We start from the raw sequence: 18,363 nt of genomic DNA on the forward strand, positions 1-18,363 counted from the left end.
ATCCTTACTACTGATTCTTTAAATCTTCGAGTTCTTCCCAGCGCTCAAATGCGGCTTCAAGCTCAGACTCTAACTGGGCTAATTGGTTCAATGCGTCTGTTGTAATTGCAGCGTCTTGCTTAAAAAAGTCAGGGTCATTAACGACAATTTGCTGAGCATCGAGTGCTTTTTCTAGTTGCTCCACTTTACTGGGTAATTCTTCTAATTCAAGTTTTAATTTGTAAGAGAGTTTATTACTTTTCTTTTGTGCTTTTTCTTGCTGACTACTCGCCTCAGGCTTTTCCTGCTTTATCTGCTGTAGCTGCTTTTCTTGTTCTGCTAAATAAGCAGCGTAGGCCTCGTAATCACTATAGCCGCCTACGATATCTGTAATTTTGCCTTGACCTTCAAATGCCCACACAGAACTACAAGTATTATCGATAAACTCACGGTCATGGCTAACAATTAATACCGTACCCTGATATTGATTAATAATATCTTCAAGTAATTCTAGGGTTTCAATATCTAAATCATTGGTCGGTTCATCAAGGACTAAAATATTAGACGGTTTTAGAAATAACTTCGCTAACAACAAACGATTTTTCTCACCACCTGAAAGGGCTTTAACAGGCGTACGCGCTCTTGCCGGTGGAAATAGAAAGTCTTGAAGGTAACCTAATACATGACGAGAGCGACCGCCCATCATCACCTCTTGTTTTCCTTCTGCAACATTATCTTGCACGGTTGCTTCTTCATCTAGTTTTTGACGGTATTGATCAAAATACGCAAACTCGAGATTTACGCCTTGCTTCACACTTCCGCTATCAGCTGCTAAATCACCAAATAAGATTTTTAATAAAGTGGTTTTTCCAATACCATTTGGACCGACAAGGCCAATACGGTCTCCACGCATAACAAGTGTTGAGAAATCCTTCGCAATCACCTTATCCTTAAACGCATGAGCAATGTTTTTCGCTTCGAATACCAGTTTGCCTGAACGATCGGCCGTTTCTATGTTGAAATCGGTTTTACCTACTTGATCAACACGTTGTTTGCGCTCTTTACGTAGGGCTTTAAGTGCACGAACACGGCCCTCGTTGCGGGTTCTACGTGCTTTAATACCTTGGCGGATCCAAGCCTCTTCTTCCGCTAAGCGTTTATCAAATAATGCGTTTTGCGTTTCTTCAACTTTTAAATCATGCGCTTTTTGTTCAAGATAAGCGGCATAGTCACCAGGGTATGAAACCAGCTTGCCGCGGTCTAAATCAAGAATACGGGTCGCCACGGCACGAATAAATGCACGGTCGTGTGATATAAAAACGATGCCGCCTTTAAACTCTTTTAAAAACTGCTCAAGCCAAATAACACTGCTCATATCCAAGTGGTTAGTTGGCTCATCAAGAAGCAGTAAATCAGGTTCACTGACCAAGGCTCTGGCTAGAGCAACTTTACGTAGCCAACCACCCGATAATGATTCAAGCTTGGCTTCTGGGTCTAGCTCTAAACGTGTTAAAACAAGTTGAATACGGGTATCGAAACGCCAACCATCAACCGTTTCTAGCTGATTTGATAAACGCTCTAATTTATTCAGCAGTTTATCGTTATAATCTGTCTGCATTTGATTGCTAACTTGGTGATATTCAATCAGTAAGTTCGCTATATCAGGCATACCTTGAGCAACATAATCAAAAACCGTCCCTTCGGCTCCTTTAGGTGGATCTTGCTCTAGACGCGAAATACGGATACCACCTAATTGGTTTATTTCACCATCATCCAGTGTTACTTGGCCATCGAGCACTTTCAGTAAGGTTGACTTGCCCGCGCCATTTCTACCAACAATACAAACACGTTCACCCGACTCAATGACTGCATCAGCATCATCAAGCAGTGGGTGTGTACCATAAGCAAGTTGTGCCTTGGCTATTCTGATTAAATCCATCGTGATTACTACTCTTATTCTTTGTTATCAGCAATAAACTGCGCCAATGCGACAGTATCAAAAGGCCAAAATAATTTATTGCCTTGGCTGCTTTCAACAACCGGAATACTTGTTTGATAAAGCTCAATTAACTGCTCATTATCCATAATATCTTTTGCTGCAAACGGTATATTTGCAGCACTTAATAGCTCATCTGCCATTTCACACAAATGACAACCATCGGTGTGATACAAGGTAAAATTAGCCATGGGTAATAAGCCAACTATTATGAATTTGCTTATTACGCTTAAAGTCTGGCGACAGTGTTTTCGCTGAAATATTTTCAGCTTTTAAACCTAAGCCCATCAGCCCGACCTCGTCTAAGTTAAAGCCCCGTTTATTGTTAGAAAAAATCAACGTGCCATTCGGACTTAAAATTTTCTTAACCCATGTGAGTAACTTGATATGATCGCGCTGTACATCAAAGGCATCTTTCATACGTTTTGAATTCGAAAACGTCGGAGGGTCTAAAAAGATGAGATCGTATTGGCCCTGTGCATGCTCTAACCATTTTAAACAGTCGGCTTGTTCAAAACGGTAACGCGTATTGCTAATACCATTGAGGTCAAAGTTTTCTTGCGCCCACTTTAAGTAGGTTTTAGACATATCTACCGTAGTAATCGCTTTTGCACCGCCAAGAGCTGCGTGAACCGATGCACTGCCAGTATACGCAAACAAGTTTAAAAAACGTTTACCGTGTGCATTTTGTTGAATGTAACGTCGTGCCAAACGGTGATCTAGAAACAACCCTGTATCTAGATAATCAAATAGGTTAACTTTGAACTTAGCACCAAACTCTTCAACCACTTGCGTACGGTTTTGTTTTGATACCTTGGTATATTGCTCTTCGCCTTTTTGTTTTTTACGCACTTTAACAGCGATATTTTCAGGTGCAATGTCTAGCTGCTCAGCCGTTAGACTGATTACATCTTGCAGACGTTTTTGTGCTGTATTGTCATCAATCTCTTTTGGAGCAGCATATTCAAAAATAACTGCTGAATCATCGTAAACATCAACAGCTACGTTATATTCTGGAATGTCTGCATCGTAAACACGATAACAACTCACTTCATTTTGCTTTAGCCAGTTTTTTAGATTTTGTTTATTTTTCTTTAAGCGGTTTGCAAATGCTGTTGAGCCTTCATAATTGAGCGCTGGCTTGTCTTCTTTACTTAACTCGACTTGTTTGTCGTCAAGTTGATAGAGATTTAGAACAACATCTAACGGACCATTTTTAAATTTATAACGTTTAAGTTTTACCAACTTTAACAATTTAAATAGGCTTTCGTCAGTACCTAGCAAGGCTAGCTTCCAATGATTAAAGTGCTTTTTGAAACCAACACCTAAACCTCGGTGTAAGTTAACTAGCTCTGCCATTGAGCCTAAACGTTCACCATAAGGTAAGTTAGAAATCACCACGCCTGGTAGTTTAGCCACGGATGTTAGCTTACTCGCATCACTTTGCTTAAACTTAATAGTAGTGCCAAGGTCTGCACGCTCAGCATTTTCTTGCGCCTTTGCGATTACACTGCCATCAATGTCATGACCAATAAGCCATAATTTAGGATCAGTAATTTGAGCCGTTAACTCCGCTTTTAATTCTTTGTATTTTTGTAAGCGGAAACTCGGTAAGCGCTCAAATGCAAACCCCTCACGGAATAGCCCTGGCGCTTCATTGCGTGCCATGCTGGCCGCTTCAATCAAAATAGTGCCTGAACCACAACATGGGTCAAATAATGGTTGTTGTACGTTCTCAAGCCAACCACTTCGTTTTACTAGAGCAGCAGCCAAATGTTCTTTGATTGGTGCTTTACCTTGATCTTGACGATAGCCACGCTCCGATAAACGTGGGCCTGAATAATCAATATAAAGGGCAACACCGTGACGATTTAGCCGTGCGACTACTCTAACGTTTGCATTAAATTTATCGACGTTTGGACGTTGCTCGTAAAGATCTGCAAAATAATCAACGATAGCATCTTTAACAACCAGCCCAGAAAACTGCGTGTTTTTCAGATCATGATTCGTACCTGTAAAATCCACTGCGAATGTTTGCTTTGGACCAAACCATTCTTGCCAAGGTTGTAAGCGCGCAAAATTGTAAAGGCTTTCTTTGTCCTTAACACCTTCTTTTTCTTCTATCAGCATCATGATACGCGTCGCAAAACGACTCGATAAACAGATCTTTTGTGCTAATAAACTATCTGCTTCGAAACGTACAGAGCCCACGGTTTGTTTAGAGACTTCGGCACCGAGTTCGGTAAGTTCATCAACAAGTAAATTTTCAATTCCGATAGAAGTAAGTGCGATAAATTGCAAAGTAAAAACCCTTAAATGCTAATTGCGCAGGATTATAGCATAGCTTAGCGAACAAAAACGCCATCAATTAAAGGGATATTATGCTGTTTTGAAGTGTTTTTGCTGGATATAAACAGGATGGATACGATTGTTAAGAACTTTAATAGCTTCAAACTGTTGCAATGACAAGTTTTCATCTAACTGAAAGTGCTCACTTAAGTTGATACATACAGACGCATCTGCTGAATGATCAACAATAAGAAACTCGCCTTCTTGTGCTTGCGAGCACAATTTTACTACAGCCTCAACACTTGGCTCGCTCCCGATATATTCATGGAAAAACCAACTTTTAGCTAGCACAGGCTTTAAATGAAACTTAACAGCTGTCGCATTGAGTGAAATTTGACAAAGCTCTGCTGGATTCCATAACGAGAAGGTTTCAAGATACTGATAGACTTGCTGATAAAATGCAGCATCTTCAAGGCTGAAATTAGGCTCTTCAAGAACAGCATCAGTAAGCTGACGAAGTTTATAGGGCGTGCAGAGTTGCATATTTTGGTCAAGGTCGACCAAAAGGCGATTATTTTTAGAACAAGCAAGCCACTTCCATTGCTTTGATGCTTGTAACATGACTCCTCCTTAAACTAAAAATTCCTCTCTACTTAGCACACTATTATAACGAAAGTAGACCATTAATAAAATGATTTTTTAGAACATTTTATTAATGATCAATTGCTTAGATAACCGATCCTTATAAGCCGTTAAGGATCGTTTTTACCAATTCTGGGCCTTTATAAATAAAGCCAGTATAAACTTGAACAAGGTCTGCTCCTGCTGCAAACTTTTCTTTTGCAGAGTCAGCATCATCGATACCACCCACACCGATAATAGGTAGCTTGCCTTCGGTCAAGCGCTTAAGCTCACTAACCACGTGGGTTGAGCGCTCTCGTACTGGCTGACCAGAGAGGCCGCCCGCTTCATTTGCGTATTGTTGACCTTGTACCAGAGCGCGCTCAAGTGTTGTGTTTGTCGCAATAACACCATCGATCTTATTATTGATCAAAGACTCACTTACTTGCGCAATTTGAACTTCATCCAGATCTGGAGCGATCTTAACAAGCATTGGCACTTGCTTGTTATGCTTAGCAACTAAATCAAGCTGCTCATTTTTTAAACTTTGCAATAAATCATCAAGTGCTTCACCATATTGTAAGTCACGAAGACCTGGGGTATTCGGTGATGAAATATTTACTGTGATGTACGATGCATGCTCAAATACTTTACGCATACAGTGAATATAATCATCTTTACCCTGCTCGTTTGGTGTGTCTTTATTTTTACCAATATTGATACCTAGAATGCCGTCATATTTCGCCGCTTTAACGTTGTTAACGAGATTATCAACGCCCTTATTGTTAAAACCCATACGATTAATAATCGCATTTGAGTCAGGTAAACGGAAAATACGTGGCTTGTCATTACCTGCTTGCGGGCGTGGTGTAACAGTACCAACTTCGACAAAACCAAAGCCCATTTGCGCAAAGGCATCAATACACTCTGCATTTTTATCTAAGCCCGCGGCTAAACCTACTGGATTTTTAAACTCCAGCCCTAAGAAGTTAACGGGTTTATTAGGGACAGTTTGTGACCACATAGCACTCAATGGCGTATCAGCAAATCGGCGTAAGTTATTAAGTGCAAATTCATGAGCCCACTCCGCATCACGGGTAAACATAAAACGGCGAGCTAAATCATAAAACATGGCTTGTTGTTCCTTAGGTAAAAATAAACAAGGTAGCCGCTTAACACGGACCATTGCAAATTAAGGGCAAAAAAATACCCCAGCGAGCTGGGGTATGTATTTTAACGACTTTTCATTTATTTGGAAGTGTCACAGTTGTGGCTTAACAACATTAGTTCACGAAGTGCTACTGAGAACTTCGCAAAATCGTGACTTTGTGATGTTTTAAACTCAGATAACATTTGTTTCCAACGTTGTAATAGTAGATCTTGGTTGTCCATCCACTCATCGATTTGTGCATCAATATCTTTGCTGTCTGCTGCAAAGCTATTAAGTACTACAGCTGATAATGTACGTTGTTGCCAATCAAGCTCTTCACGGTATGACGCACGGGCAAGTGCTTGCCAATGGTTCGCAACCGGTTGATTAGTAATTTGATCCAAGAACCAATGTAAGCCCATACGCGCACCAAGCTTGAAGTAGGTATTAGATACCATATCAATATCGCGATTTGAGTTATTGGCAATTTCTGCTAAATCCATTACGGAGAATAAGCTAGAAAGTGACACTACACGAGTTGCAAGCGCTTTTGGAACACCGCTTTCAATTAATTTATCAGCAGCTTTAACTAGACGCTCACTCTCTTTGTCAACCATGTAGTTGTTTAAGTTATCACTTAAATCAGCAAATGTTGGTGCAAAGAATTCAATTGCTTGCTCAATTGTTTGTGCTTTATTGCGATGACGTAAGAACCAACGTGTTGCACGACGAACCGTACGGCGAAGCTGATAAAGCATTTCTGTTTGTACAGCTGCTGGAATCTTATTATCTAACGCGACAATTGATGACCACGTTTCTGGCATTTGGAACACTTCTTTCGCAATTGAGTAACAAAGTGCGATTTCAGCTTCGTTTGCCCCTGTCTCTTCGTGCATACGAACCATGAAGTTAAGGCCCATATCATTAACGATATTATTAGCAAGTTTCGTTGCGATAATTTCTTTACGAAGTGGGTGGTTATCCATCGCATCGTTGAACTTCTCACGAAGTGGTACTGGGAACGAGTTAACCAACAGCTGACGGTAATATGAGTTCTCAGTAATTTCATCAACAACAAGCGACTCTTTAAGAACCATCTTCGCATAAGAAACAAGTACCGATAGCTCTGGACGAGTTAAATCTTTACCCGCCGCTGCGCGCTCTGCAAGCTCTTCATCTGTTGGGATAAACTCGATTGCACGGTTTAGTTTACCTTCTTTTTCAAGAGCGTGAATAAAGCGTACTTTCTCTTTAAGCGTTGATGCACCTTTAGATTGTGTAATCGACAAAGTATGTGTTTGACGGTAACAATCTTTCAATACCAATTGCGATACTTCATCTGTCATTGAATAAAGCAGTTCATCACGTTGTTTACGTGTTAAGTCACCTTCAGCCACTAAGCCGTTTAGTAAGATCTTAATATTTACTTCGTTATCTGAACACGCAACACCGCCTACGTTATCGATGAAGTCAGTGTTAACACGACCGCCTTTAGCCGCAAATTCGATACGACCTAATTGAGTTGCACCTAAGTTACCGCCCTCACCTAAGATCTTCGCACCAAGCTCTGCGCCATTGATACGAAGTGCATCATTTGCGCGGTCACCCACGTCTGCATCCGTTTCTTTAGAGTTCTTGATGTAAGTACCGATACCACCGTTCCACAGTAAATCGAACTCCATCATTAGCGCAGCTTTGATTAACTCGTTAGGTGTCATGCTCGCTTTCTTAGTGCCAAGCATTTTCTTCATTTCTGGGCTTAAGCTAATTGATTTAGCCGCACGAGAGAATACGCCACCACCTTGCGAAATTAGGTCTTTATTGTAATCTTCCCATGAAGAACGCGGTAAGTTAAATAAACGCTCACGCTCTGGGTAAGATGTTGCCGCATCTGGATTCGGATCAACGAAGATGTGCATGTGGTTGAATGCCACTTGTAAGCGAATATGCTTAGAAAGCAACATACCATTACCAAATACGTCACCCGCCATGTCACCGATAGCAACAACAGTGAAATCAGTTGTTTGACAGTCAATATCCATCTCACGGAAGTGACGTTTAACAGATTCCCAGGCACCTTTAGCCGTGATACCCATTTTCTTATGGTCATAACCTACTGAACCACCTGATGCGAATGCATCACCTAGCCAGAAGTTATATTCATTTGCGATACCATTTGCGATATCAGAGAAGGTTGCAGTCCCTTTATCGGCAGCAACAACTAAATATGGGTCATCTTCATCGTGACGAACAACATCAACTGGTGGAACAATCTCACCGCGTTCAATGTTATCTGTGATATCTAATAAACCACGGATGAAAATTTTGTAACACTCTTGGCCTTCTTTGAAGAACGCTTCACGCTCAGTCGGTAGTTGTTTACATACGAAACCACCTTTTGAACCCACTGGTACAATCACGGTATTTTTAACTTGTTGTGCTTTAACAAGACCCAGTACCTCAGTACGGAAGTCTTCACGACGGTCAGACCAACGTAAGCCACCACGTGCTACTTTACCACCACGTAAATGCACACCTTCAACGCGCGGCGAGTATACGAAAATCTCGAACGCTGGCAGTGGTAATGGCATTTCTGGGATCATTGAAGGCTGAACTTTAAACGATACATATGATTTAAATTGGCCATCAGCTTCTTTTTGGAAGAAGTTCGTTCTTAAGGTTGCATTAATCATATCAACGTATAAACGGATGATACGGTCATCATCAAGGTTCGCTACGTTTTCAAGCTCTAGGTAAACTTGGCTTACAAGCTTCTCAAGCGCCTTTTCACTACCTGGGTTCTTAACTGAGAACTTTTTAGTGAATAAGTTAACGATTTGCGATGCGATATGTGGATAATTTGCAAATGTGCTTTCAATATAAGTTTGCGAGAAAGTCACACCAATTTGACGCATGTATTTAGCATAAGCACGCAGTATAGACGCTTCACGACCTGTTAAACCACCCATTAATACTAAACGGTTAAAACCATCGTTCTCTAAGCGGTTATTCCACACATTTGTTAGTGCAGCACGGAAACGCGCAGACACTTTATCAAAGTCAGCAATACCTTTGTTGTCAATTAGCATGGTGAAATCCATGATCCAATTAACCTTGCCATCTGTCGTTTTAACTGAGTAAGGTGTTTCACCCACTACACGTAAACCAAAATTTTCAAGCATTGGCATAACGTCAGATAAGTGGATTGGCTCATCTTTGTGGAATAAGCTTAAACGAACAACATTTGTATTCGCTTCTTCTTGTGGACGGTAGAACAACATTTCTAATTTGTTTTCGTCGTTAAGAAGTTCAAGCTTTTCAATATCAACAACCGCAGCGCTTGGCAGAACTTGATCTTTATACGAGCTGGCAAAAGCTTGTGCATATTTACGGTTAAGCTCTTTACCGCGTGCTTCACCTGCACTTTCAAGTAACGCAGATTGTAGTCTATCTTCCCAAGTACGGGCAGCTTCAATTAGGTTGTTTTCGATGTCTTTCACGTTATATTCAATATTATTGTCAGTCACACGCACCGTGTAATGTGTACGGGCTAATGTTGACTCAGAGAAGAAAGTGGTAAATTCGACTTTATCGTCAGAATTAAATGCGTTTGCTAAAATACGTTGTGTTTCACGACGTAGTGCGGTGTTATAACGCTCACGTGGCACATACACCATACATGAGAAGAAACGACCATAGGCGTCCTTACGCACAAAAATACGACACATATCGCGCTCTTGTACTTGTAAAACACCCATAGCTACTTCGAGTAGCTCTGTTTCACGTGCTTGAACAAGTTCATCACGTGGGTAGGTCTCTAAAATATTTAATACCGCTTTGTAGGCATGGGTGCCTTTTGCAAAGTCACACATTTCCATAATGCGATTGATTTTGCTTTTAAGAACAGGCACATCAGTCGCGCTGTTGTTATAAAAGCTAGATGAGAATAAACCAAGGAAACGGTCTTCACCAATCACATTACCTTCATCATCAAAACGTTTTATACCTACATAATCAATGTATGCTGGACGATGAACACGAGAAACAGAGTTTGTTTTAGTCAAAATAAGTAAATTACTGCTGCGTGCTTCTTGGCGAGCAACTTCAGGTAATTCAGATAAAAGGCGACTGTGCTCTTCATCGGTGTTTTTCATTAGGCCAAGGCTTGTGCCTTTTTTACCTTTTAACTGATAGTCACCTTGAACAGGAGAAAGCTCATATTCACGGTAGCCCATTAATGTAAAGTTATCTTTTGCTAACCAGTCTAGAAACTCAACCGTTTCAGCAACTTCGTCTTTGTTATTATTATGGTGACGGTTTGGTAAGTCCTTAGTTACAGCAACTAGCTTTTCGCGAATTGGCTGCCAGTCTTCAACAGCAATAGATACATCAACAAGGACAGACTCAAGCTCTTTTTTGAAAGACTCGATTACTTTAGCATCAGTTTGGCGGTCTATTTCAATGAAGAAAACCGTTTTCGTCGAGGTTGATTCCTGCTCAGCTTTTAAACTAGAAATACCCGTGATTTTATCATTCTTATCACGTTGAATTTTAAGCGGAGAGTGAAGTAGCAGGTGAGAAGCGATATTTTCGCGAGTCATCGCCATACGCACAGAATCAACTAAGAAAGGCATATCTTTAGCGATAATTTCGACAATTGTGTGCGATGACTGCCAGCCATCTTTTGCAACTTCAGGATTGAAGACACGGACAACCGCGTCATCAGAATTATTTTTTTCTAGCGAGTTCCATAGGCTTAGTGCAGCGCCATATAAGTCACTATCGTTGCGATGTGCCAAATCCTCTTTAGACATATTGCTGTACAAGGCTTTGGCGAATTTCTCAACGAGTAACACATTATCAGCGTGAACTTTTTTCTGGATCAGCTTACAGACATTATCTAAGATAACCGAGGCTTGCCCTTCATTTCGTGTCATTGTATGTTCCTTAATCTATACTACTTATTGATTAGTAGAATATTTGTACAGCCATTTATTAGCGTGGAGTCAGGTAAATTCTAACTCTTTTAGAGCTAATAAACAGCCTTTTCGATGAAATCATTTTAAGCTTTTCAGCTATTTGGTCATCTATTCACAAAATATAGATATAAATGGCCATTACTGGCCATATTGGAGCACAATTATTCACATTATTTTTTCTGGTCAGTCCAGAGGAAACTACCTATCGCAGGTAAAAGTAATACGGCACCCAACATATTCACTAAGAACATAAAGGTAAGTAGGATCCCCATATCAACTTGGAACTTCAGATCAGAAAAAATCCATGTACTCACACCAATGGCTAAGGTGATACCTGTGAATAACACCGCACTGCCTCGCTCTACCAACGCATTACGATAAGCAACCTCAAGTGCAACGCCTTGTTTAAGCTGCCCCATCATTGATGAAAGAATATAAATGCCGTAGTCAACACCAATACCTACACCTAAAGCAATAACTGGCAATGTTGACACTGTTAAACCAATTTCAAGCTGCACCATCAACGCCTGTGCTAGGGTCGATACGATATACAAAGGTAGTACCACAGCAACAGTGGCTTTCACACTCCTAAAGCTAATTAAGCATAGCAAGATGACGGCACCGTAAACGTAAAGCATCATGGGAAGTTGTGCCGCTGAAACTGATTCATTAGTTGCTGCCATCACACCCACTGGACCTGAGGCGAGCTTAAACTTCAATTTATCGGTTTCCTCTTTAGCCGCAAACTCTTTTACTTTAGCAACCACATGGTCAATCGTTTCGGCTTTGTGATCTTCTAAGAAGAAAATCACAGGCATAACAGAGCAGTTACCATCAAGTAAGCCTGAGCTTGTTTCAACTCTTGCAGTTGATTGTACTAAGCTTGCTGTATTACGCGGTAAGCTTTGCCACTTTAAATTACCTTCATTAAAACCTGCGTTCACTGACTGCGCGACAGAACTTAAACTCACTGCCGATTGCACACCAGGCACATTTTCCATTTGCCATTGGAAACGGCTGATACGTTCCATCACATCATGTTCTGTACACGCAGCAGGATATGCTTCAACAATGACTTTTAAAATATCGGATGAAATGGTGTATTTATCTGAAATCAAGAAAGTATCTTGGTTGTATCGCGCATCTTGATGAAGCGATGGCGCACCAGCGTGTAAATCACCAATACGCATTTTATCTGCTTGCCAGTAACCAAAAGCAAAAAGTATCACTGTAAGTACGATAATTAACCGTGCCGTTTTAGGGTCTGTTGCTTTAACCAGTATCTCACGTAAATTATCTAAAATATTTGGCTTATCTGAGTGTGTACCAGATTGGATACGCACTGAACCCTCAAACTTCATGTATGATGCCCAGACAGGAAGCAAAATTAAGTTCGTGAAAATAATTACCGCCACACCTAAGCTCGCTGTGATCGCAAGTTCACGAATAATACCGATATCAATAGTGAGTAACGTTAAGAAACCAACTGTATCTGATAACAGTGCAATACCACCAGGAATTAATAGAGCCCTAAAACTTGCTTGGCAACAAACTCGCGTGCTGCTGCCACCGCATACTTTCTTGCCAATATCGTTAATCATTTGCACACCATGGCTCACACCAATTGCAAACACTAAAAACGGCACCAGAATAGACATAGGATCTAAACCAAAACCAAGCGATGACAATAAGCCAAGCTGCCAAATCACCGCAATAATAGAGCAAGCAATCGGTAAAATAGTGAGTTTTAGGCTATGGCAGAATAGCCAAACCATTACGAACGTAAAGACTATTGCAATAGCGAAGAATAACAGTACGCCTTTGGCACCCTCTGCGACATCTCCCGCCATTTTCGCAAAACCAATAATATGAATACTGACTTTATCCGTGCTCAGTGGTTCACGTACTTGCGTTTCTAACTTTTTAGCAAACGCTAAGGTGTCGAGCTTTTCTTGTGTTTGTGGATCAGTTTCCAACAATTGAGCTGTTACCATCGCGCATGAATAGTCGCTGGCAATCATACGACCAACGACTTTGGCTTTTTCAATATTCTCTTTTACAACGGCAAGTCCACGTTTATCCGCAGTAAAATTAGCCGGAATAATTGGCCCCCCGGCAAAACCATCTTCAACGACTTCAACAAAACGGGCACTGGGGGCAAAAATTGAATTGACTAATGGGCGGTTTACGCCAGGAATAAAATAAAGTTGATCATGAACAGCTTTTAACTGAGTAAAAAATTCCTCATTAAAAATATCACCATCCGCATCACAAACAGAAATTAAAATACTGTTTGCCCCACCAAATTGTTTTTCATGCTTGGTGTAGACTTTCATGTAGTCATGATTAAGAGGAATATTTTTATTAAATGACGCATCTAATTGAATCTGCGTTGCTTTAAAAAGTAAAAAACATGTGATTAATGCAAAAGAGATAATCGCAAATAAACGATGACGGAATACCGCCTTTTCTAAAAAATCTAAAAAACCACGCATTACGGATTCAACTCCTTCACTTTAATACCATCTTCTGAAGCCATAATGAGCTTATTTTGAAATACAACACCATCAAGTAAAGACTTGCCATCATCCATTTGTTCTTCAGTTAGTTCATCATTTTTAACATGAAAAATGACACCGCTATTGGCAAACAGCAGCCATTCGTTATTGTAGTTAATTGCGCTGTTTACTGTTGCGAAATTGTCTGTGTGGATTTGTTGCCACTGCTCAGAGCCTGTTTGACGCGTAAAAATATTCCCTCTCAAACCTGCAACTAAGTCTTCTCCTTGAGATTGATCTGCAGTTGACGCAAACGTAAAGAAAGACCCCATATATATTTCTTCTAGGCGTTGCCAGGTGCCACCGTTATCAAAACTTTCAGCCATTAACCCCATTTCACCAACCAATATTAAACGGTTATTGGTTTTCACAATACGGTTAAAATGTGGAAGAATCGAAGCTGTCTCATACTCGTAGCCTTCTGGGTCACTCTTTTTTAGTTCATTGAGATATGCACGGTCTTCTTCAAAAAGTAAGCTATCTAAAAATCGTTTTTGCCATTTCTGGCCACCATCATGAGTCTCAAAAAACATGCCGTATGCACCCACCGCATAGCCATGCTTTTCAGAGGTAAAAAGTATATCTAAGCAAGGTTTATCCATATCCGGAAGTGCTTGCTGGAGTTGCCATGTTTTGCCCGCATCCGTGGTGTTAATAATAGTGGCATCATGACCACATGCCCATCCTAGGTTGTTATTATAGAAGTCGACAGCGGTGAGTAAAACTTGCGTTGGAACACTGGCTTGCTGCCATGATTGTGCATCGGTACTGGTGATTACCACACCGTGCTTTCCAACAGCCACTAATTGATCATCAATTAGTTCAATATCTGTGAGGAGTGTTTTGTCTGCATTAACAGCACTAATAGCATGTTCTAGTTGGGGCATGTCCTGAGAAAAACATGAAGCACTATAAGCAAGACAAGCATAAAGCAAATACTTCATAAAGGTAAATCGCCTTCGAAAAGATAAATGAGTAAGCCATAAGTCACGTGATAAACCAATTGTGCCTAGTTGACTAATATGAATTGCAAAAGGCACCTGACAAAACAGGTGCCTATTTGGATTAACGGCCTTCGCGGCGAAGTGCGCTTGACGTAAATTCGTTATCGTTAAATGATTGTGAGAAGTCATACATCTTCTCTTGGTTATCTAAACCAATTGCCAAATAACGACGTGAATTAAGATCATGGTAAACTTCTAAGGTACTCCAGTGAGTTGGTACTTCATAGTAGTTTAGGCCATGGGCCATTGCCACACGATACATTTGGTCACGATTATCATATATATCTGCTACGTGAACTTGCCAGCTGTCTTCATCAATATAGAACACACGTTTTTTATAAATGTGACGTGTACCCTCTTTTAAGTTAGCTTCGACAACCCAAACACGGTGCTTCTCATAGCGAACATATTCAGGGTTAATATGACCTGCTTGCAAGATATCATCGTATTCAAGCTTATCGCTGTGCAGTTTGTAGCTGTTATATGGAATATAAAGCTCCTGCTTACCTTTTAACGTCCAGTTATAACGGTTTGGTGAACCATTAAACATATCAAAATCATCGGTAGTACGTAAACTATCTGCTGCAGTACCTGGTGCATCATATGCCACGTTTGGCGCACGACGAACACGACGCTGACCAGAGTTATAAGTCCACGCTTGACGAGGTGTTAAAATTTGGTCCATGGTTTCATGAACAAGTAATGCAGTACCAGCAAGACGCGCAGGTTCTGTTACTTTTTGCTTAAACTTGAATAGGATGTTTGATTCTTGAAGTTTTTCAGGTGTCGCTTTTGGATCTGAATACTCAACTAATAGTTGCTCATCAAAGCCAACATAATTATATGAACCTGATGCTGTTGGTGCAGCTTGTCCACCAAAACGTTCAATTGATAAACCTCTAAAACGTAATAGATGATTCCAGATAGCCTCTAAGCCGTCCTTAGGAATAGGAAACGGAACACCAACCGCCGTGTTTTTAATACCATTACCACCTTCAACCAACTCAGCTGTCGTTGCATATTTTTTAGTTGCATCATAAACAAACTGAGGATAAGAAGCGCTACGGCGAGTTTGATAAATATTCATTTTGAACGTATCAGGGTATGTTTTGAATAGTTCAATTTGACCAGGGCTTAGGTATTCTTTGTATTTATCTACATTTGACTTATCAATGGTAAATAAAACTTTATCTTCAGCGTATGGGTCTGGGTGGTGCATTCCCGCTTTATAACTAGCAGGAGGAGTTGTAATTCCGCCAGTCCAAGCTGGAATAGAACCATCTTTATTTGCCGCTTTCTCTGCACCGATTGGTGTTAAATCATTACCTAAACGTGCTGCTTCATCAGCGGTAATTTTTGCAAGTACACTTGAGCTTGCGAAAACACTGCAAAAAGCTGCAGCAATGAGGGTAGGTTTTCTAATAATCATAATTTACCCTTAAATTGAATATTTGATATTGAAAGAAACATAATCGCGGTCAGAGAATGTATTCGTCGCGCCACCACCCCAGAATGAGTTGTAGCTAAAGTCGAACGACCACGCATTTTGATAGTTGAAGTTCATAGTTACACCGAGTGATTTACGGTCTTCAACAAATAAGAACATTGGGTCTGGTGTAATACCATTCACGTCATGTGAAAATACAAAACGAGGGGAAAAGTTCACACCGTTAAAGATATTGAAATAATCACCCTTTGCGATTAAACGGTAGCCCCATGCTGATGCAGTTGGGAAAGGGTTTGTCTCTGGGCCATTAGAAAGACCTAAGTGCAATGTAGAATAATCGTCAGCCAATGGACCTTGGATAACGCCACTACGCCCTGTACCTGCCACGTTTAAACGAAGCTCATCATATTCCGGCATATTATTAATTCGTACACCACCAATTTCACCGACCACAGCCCAGCTATCAGCACCTAAAGATGGACCAAATAAATGAGTCGCCGTGAATTGCAATTGCGCAGTATTACGTAAAATAAAGCCTTGTGCTAATTCGCCAGGGCCTACAACGCTTGTCGCATCACCTGGGCTCATTTGTGAGATACCAGCAAAATCAGGGCGGATACCTGCAACAGCTAATTGCTCAGGCATACCGGCATAAAGTAATTCTACGTCATCAATTTGCAAAGGCTCATCTTGACGGAAGGCAAACTCACCCGCAAATGCGGTTTCGCCTAACGAAGTATTAAAGCTTAAACCGTAAAGCTTAATATCTTCAGGGTATTCTAATTGACCCTTAGTAAATGCTTGTAAGCCTGTTACATTATCTTCAGTAATTTCAGTGCTAAGTAACATGCCAATATCAGACGCGATTGCTGCGCTTGTAAAATTAGAAACTTGACCTGATATTACCGGACGACGGCTATGATAGTTGATGTGATATAACGCAACTTCAGTATCATTTAGCTCAGGTAAAAACATACCTAAACGTAAACCATATTGACCACCATCATCAGGCTCACTCTTACCTGCGTTGCCCTTACCTTTTAACGCCACTTTAGTTGGGTAAGCTAAGTACAGCTGTGCCATCATCGCTTGGCCTTGCGCTGATGTAGGATCGATTCCTTGCGAGCGCACAATGTCATCCAAACTATTTAAGCTTTCTGTTAAGAATGCTAAATCAATGTCAGGGTTTGAGGTGAAACCAAGTTGGATATTTTGTTGGTAACCATTCTCTGATGCAAAATCATTGGTTGAGAAGTAAGTACCCGCAGCAGGAAGACGTGTCTCGTGCCACTGGTACTGATAAAACCCTTCTAAAGTAAGATTATCGGTAATACCGAGTGATGCCCAAAGCATACCCACAGGGATGAACGCTTCTTTAAGCTCAGCACCTGGTGCTTTAAGGCGGTCAATATCAACCGGGTTGACATTAATACCATGAGAGATCAGTGTACTTTCACCCCAGTTTACGACTTGTTGACCTAAACGGATAGATAGCGGGTTACGCCCTTCATTTAAATCGAAGTTAGCCCAAACGTAGGCATCTAAAAGTCGTAGGTCAGCACACACTTGTTCTTTAGTATCGTCATCATCACATGGATCAACTTTTTGCCCAGAAGTTGGATTGTTGTAGGCGAAGTCGCCATCCATCAAAGCAAAATCATAGAAATACATGAAGCGTGTGAAGAAGCCATAGTTATCTTTGCTAATTGATAACTCATGGTTGCCTTTTAATAGCTTTGAAAACGAATCGCCACTATCGAAGTTTAAGTTACCAGCATCACCATTATTTGAATATGCACCTGGCTGGTTCCAAACATCTGCAGACGAGTAGATAGGATTTAAAGCTGAGTGATAACCGGTCCAATCAAATGACGGGTTATTACTTTTACCTATATGTTGAAAGTCGCGATCTTCAACACGAATGCTCTGTCCATAAGAAAAACTAGAGTCAAAACGGACGTCAAAATCCCCTAACTCAAAAGTTGCCGCGTGCAAAGCAGTGCTTGAAAGCCCAAGGGTTGCTGCCGCAAGCCCCAAAGCTATTTTGTTTTTAACAAAAAGCGAGCGTTTTATCATTGTGTTCATCCCCCTGTAACGGGTTGTTTTGTGATCAAATTGTTGTTTTTAGTATCTTTCTAACGATAGAAGCGAAATAGTAAAAATACAATATAGAACGCGTTCAATCGGTTAATATTTATTTAATTATGTGACGTTTACGTATTGGTAAGACGTCATACCAGATAATTTATACACGTAAATTAACAATAGAACAAACCGAATTAACAAAAATATAATAAATTTAGTTAATTGGGGACAGCAAAGTACGGTTAATTTTAGAAC

10 protein-coding genes are annotated in these 18,363 nt (G+C 40.6%); all 10 read right to left on the reverse strand.

Annotated elements, in window-relative coordinates; translation table 11 throughout:
* Positions 1-7: 7 nt before the first annotated feature.
* The 10 genes from L3V41_RS13600 to L3V41_RS13645 all read right to left on the reverse strand — a co-directional run bounded on the left by L3V41_RS13600 (position 8) and on the right by L3V41_RS13645 (position 18,099).
* Positions 8-1,918 carry an ABC transporter ATP-binding protein gene (locus tag L3V41_RS13600; protein ID WP_237127935.1) on the reverse strand — a complete coding sequence of 637 codons (1,911 nt, stop codon included), beginning with the start codon at positions 1,916-1,918 and terminating at the stop codon, positions 8-10.
* 14 nt (positions 1,919-1,932) lie between these two features.
* Positions 1,933-2,166 carry a glutaredoxin family protein gene (locus L3V41_RS13605; RefSeq protein WP_062568992.1) on the reverse strand — a complete coding sequence of 78 codons (234 nt, stop codon included), beginning with the start codon at positions 2,164-2,166 and terminating at the stop codon, positions 1,933-1,935.
* Positions 2,159-4,276 (reverse strand): bifunctional 23S rRNA (guanine(2069)-N(7))-methyltransferase RlmK/23S rRNA (guanine(2445)-N(2))-methyltransferase RlmL, encoded by a 2,118-nt coding sequence (gene rlmKL, locus L3V41_RS13610; protein WP_237115187.1) that lies wholly within the window; start codon positions 4,274-4,276, stop codon positions 2,159-2,161. The genes L3V41_RS13605 and rlmKL overlap by 8 nt, the downstream gene beginning before the upstream one ends.
* Before the next feature lie 78 nt (positions 4,277-4,354).
* Complete coding sequence (locus L3V41_RS13615) at positions 4,355-4,885, reverse strand: cell division protein ZapC domain-containing protein (RefSeq protein WP_062568990.1); 531 nt, start codon at positions 4,883-4,885, stop codon at positions 4,355-4,357.
* A 121-nt stretch (positions 4,886-5,006) separates the two neighbouring features.
* Entirely contained in the window at positions 5,007-6,017 is a 1,011-nt protein-coding gene (gene pyrD, locus L3V41_RS13620; protein ID WP_062568989.1) for a quinone-dependent dihydroorotate dehydrogenase, read from the reverse strand.
* 116 nt (positions 6,018-6,133) lie between these two features.
* Complete coding sequence (locus L3V41_RS13625; RefSeq protein WP_193988759.1) at positions 6,134-10,972, reverse strand: NAD-glutamate dehydrogenase; 4,839 nt, start codon at positions 10,970-10,972, stop codon at positions 6,134-6,136.
* A 212-nt stretch (positions 10,973-11,184) separates the two neighbouring features.
* Positions 11,185-13,509 (reverse strand): MMPL family transporter, encoded by a 2,325-nt coding sequence (locus L3V41_RS13630; protein WP_062568987.1) that lies wholly within the window; start codon positions 13,507-13,509, stop codon positions 11,185-11,187.
* Positions 13,509-14,516: a YCF48-related protein gene (locus L3V41_RS13635; RefSeq protein ID WP_062568986.1), complete on the reverse strand. Its 1,008-nt coding sequence runs from the start codon at positions 14,514-14,516 to the stop codon at positions 13,509-13,511. Before L3V41_RS13635 ends, L3V41_RS13630 begins: the two co-directional genes overlap by 1 nt.
* Before the next feature lie 121 nt (positions 14,517-14,637).
* A complete protein-coding gene (locus L3V41_RS13640) occupies positions 14,638-16,002 on the reverse strand; it encodes a DUF1329 domain-containing protein (RefSeq protein ID WP_193988957.1) in 1,365 nt (454 codons plus the stop codon).
* A 12-nt stretch (positions 16,003-16,014) separates the two neighbouring features.
* A complete protein-coding gene (locus L3V41_RS13645; RefSeq protein ID WP_237127936.1) occupies positions 16,015-18,099 on the reverse strand; it encodes a DUF1302 domain-containing protein in 2,085 nt (694 codons plus the stop codon).
* Between the last annotated feature and the right edge of the window lie 264 nt (positions 18,100-18,363).

This window comes from Pseudoalteromonas sp. L21 (assembly GCF_021728035.1).
Lineage (GTDB): Bacteria > Pseudomonadota > Gammaproteobacteria > Enterobacterales > Alteromonadaceae > Pseudoalteromonas > Pseudoalteromonas arabiensis.

Bases quoted from the DNA above. Each gene is read 5' to 3' on its own strand.
- L3V41_RS13600 (WP_237127935.1), bottom strand. From the start codon at position 1,918: ATGGATTTAATCAGAATAGCCAAGGCACAACTTGCTTATGGTACACAC.
- L3V41_RS13605 (WP_062568992.1), bottom strand. From the start codon at position 2,166: ATGGCTAATTTTACCTTGTATCACACCGATGGTTGTCATTTGTGTGAA.
- L3V41_RS13615 (WP_062568990.1), bottom strand. From the start codon at position 4,885: ATGTTACAAGCATCAAAGCAATGGAAGTGGCTTGCTTGTTCTAAAAAT.
- pyrD (WP_062568989.1), bottom strand. From the start codon at position 6,017: ATGTTTTATGATTTAGCTCGCCGTTTTATGTTTACCCGTGATGCGGAG.
- L3V41_RS13625 (WP_193988759.1), bottom strand. From the start codon at position 10,972: ATGACACGAAATGAAGGGCAAGCCTCGGTTATCTTAGATAATGTCTGT.
- L3V41_RS13630 (WP_062568987.1), bottom strand. From the start codon at position 13,509: ATGCGTGGTTTTTTAGATTTTTTAGAAAAGGCGGTATTCCGTCATCGT.
- L3V41_RS13635 (WP_062568986.1), bottom strand. From the start codon at position 14,516: ATGAAGTATTTGCTTTATGCTTGTCTTGCTTATAGTGCTTCATGTTTT.
- L3V41_RS13645 (WP_237127936.1), bottom strand. From the start codon at position 18,099: ATGATAAAACGCTCGCTTTTTGTTAAAAACAAAATAGCTTTGGGGCTT.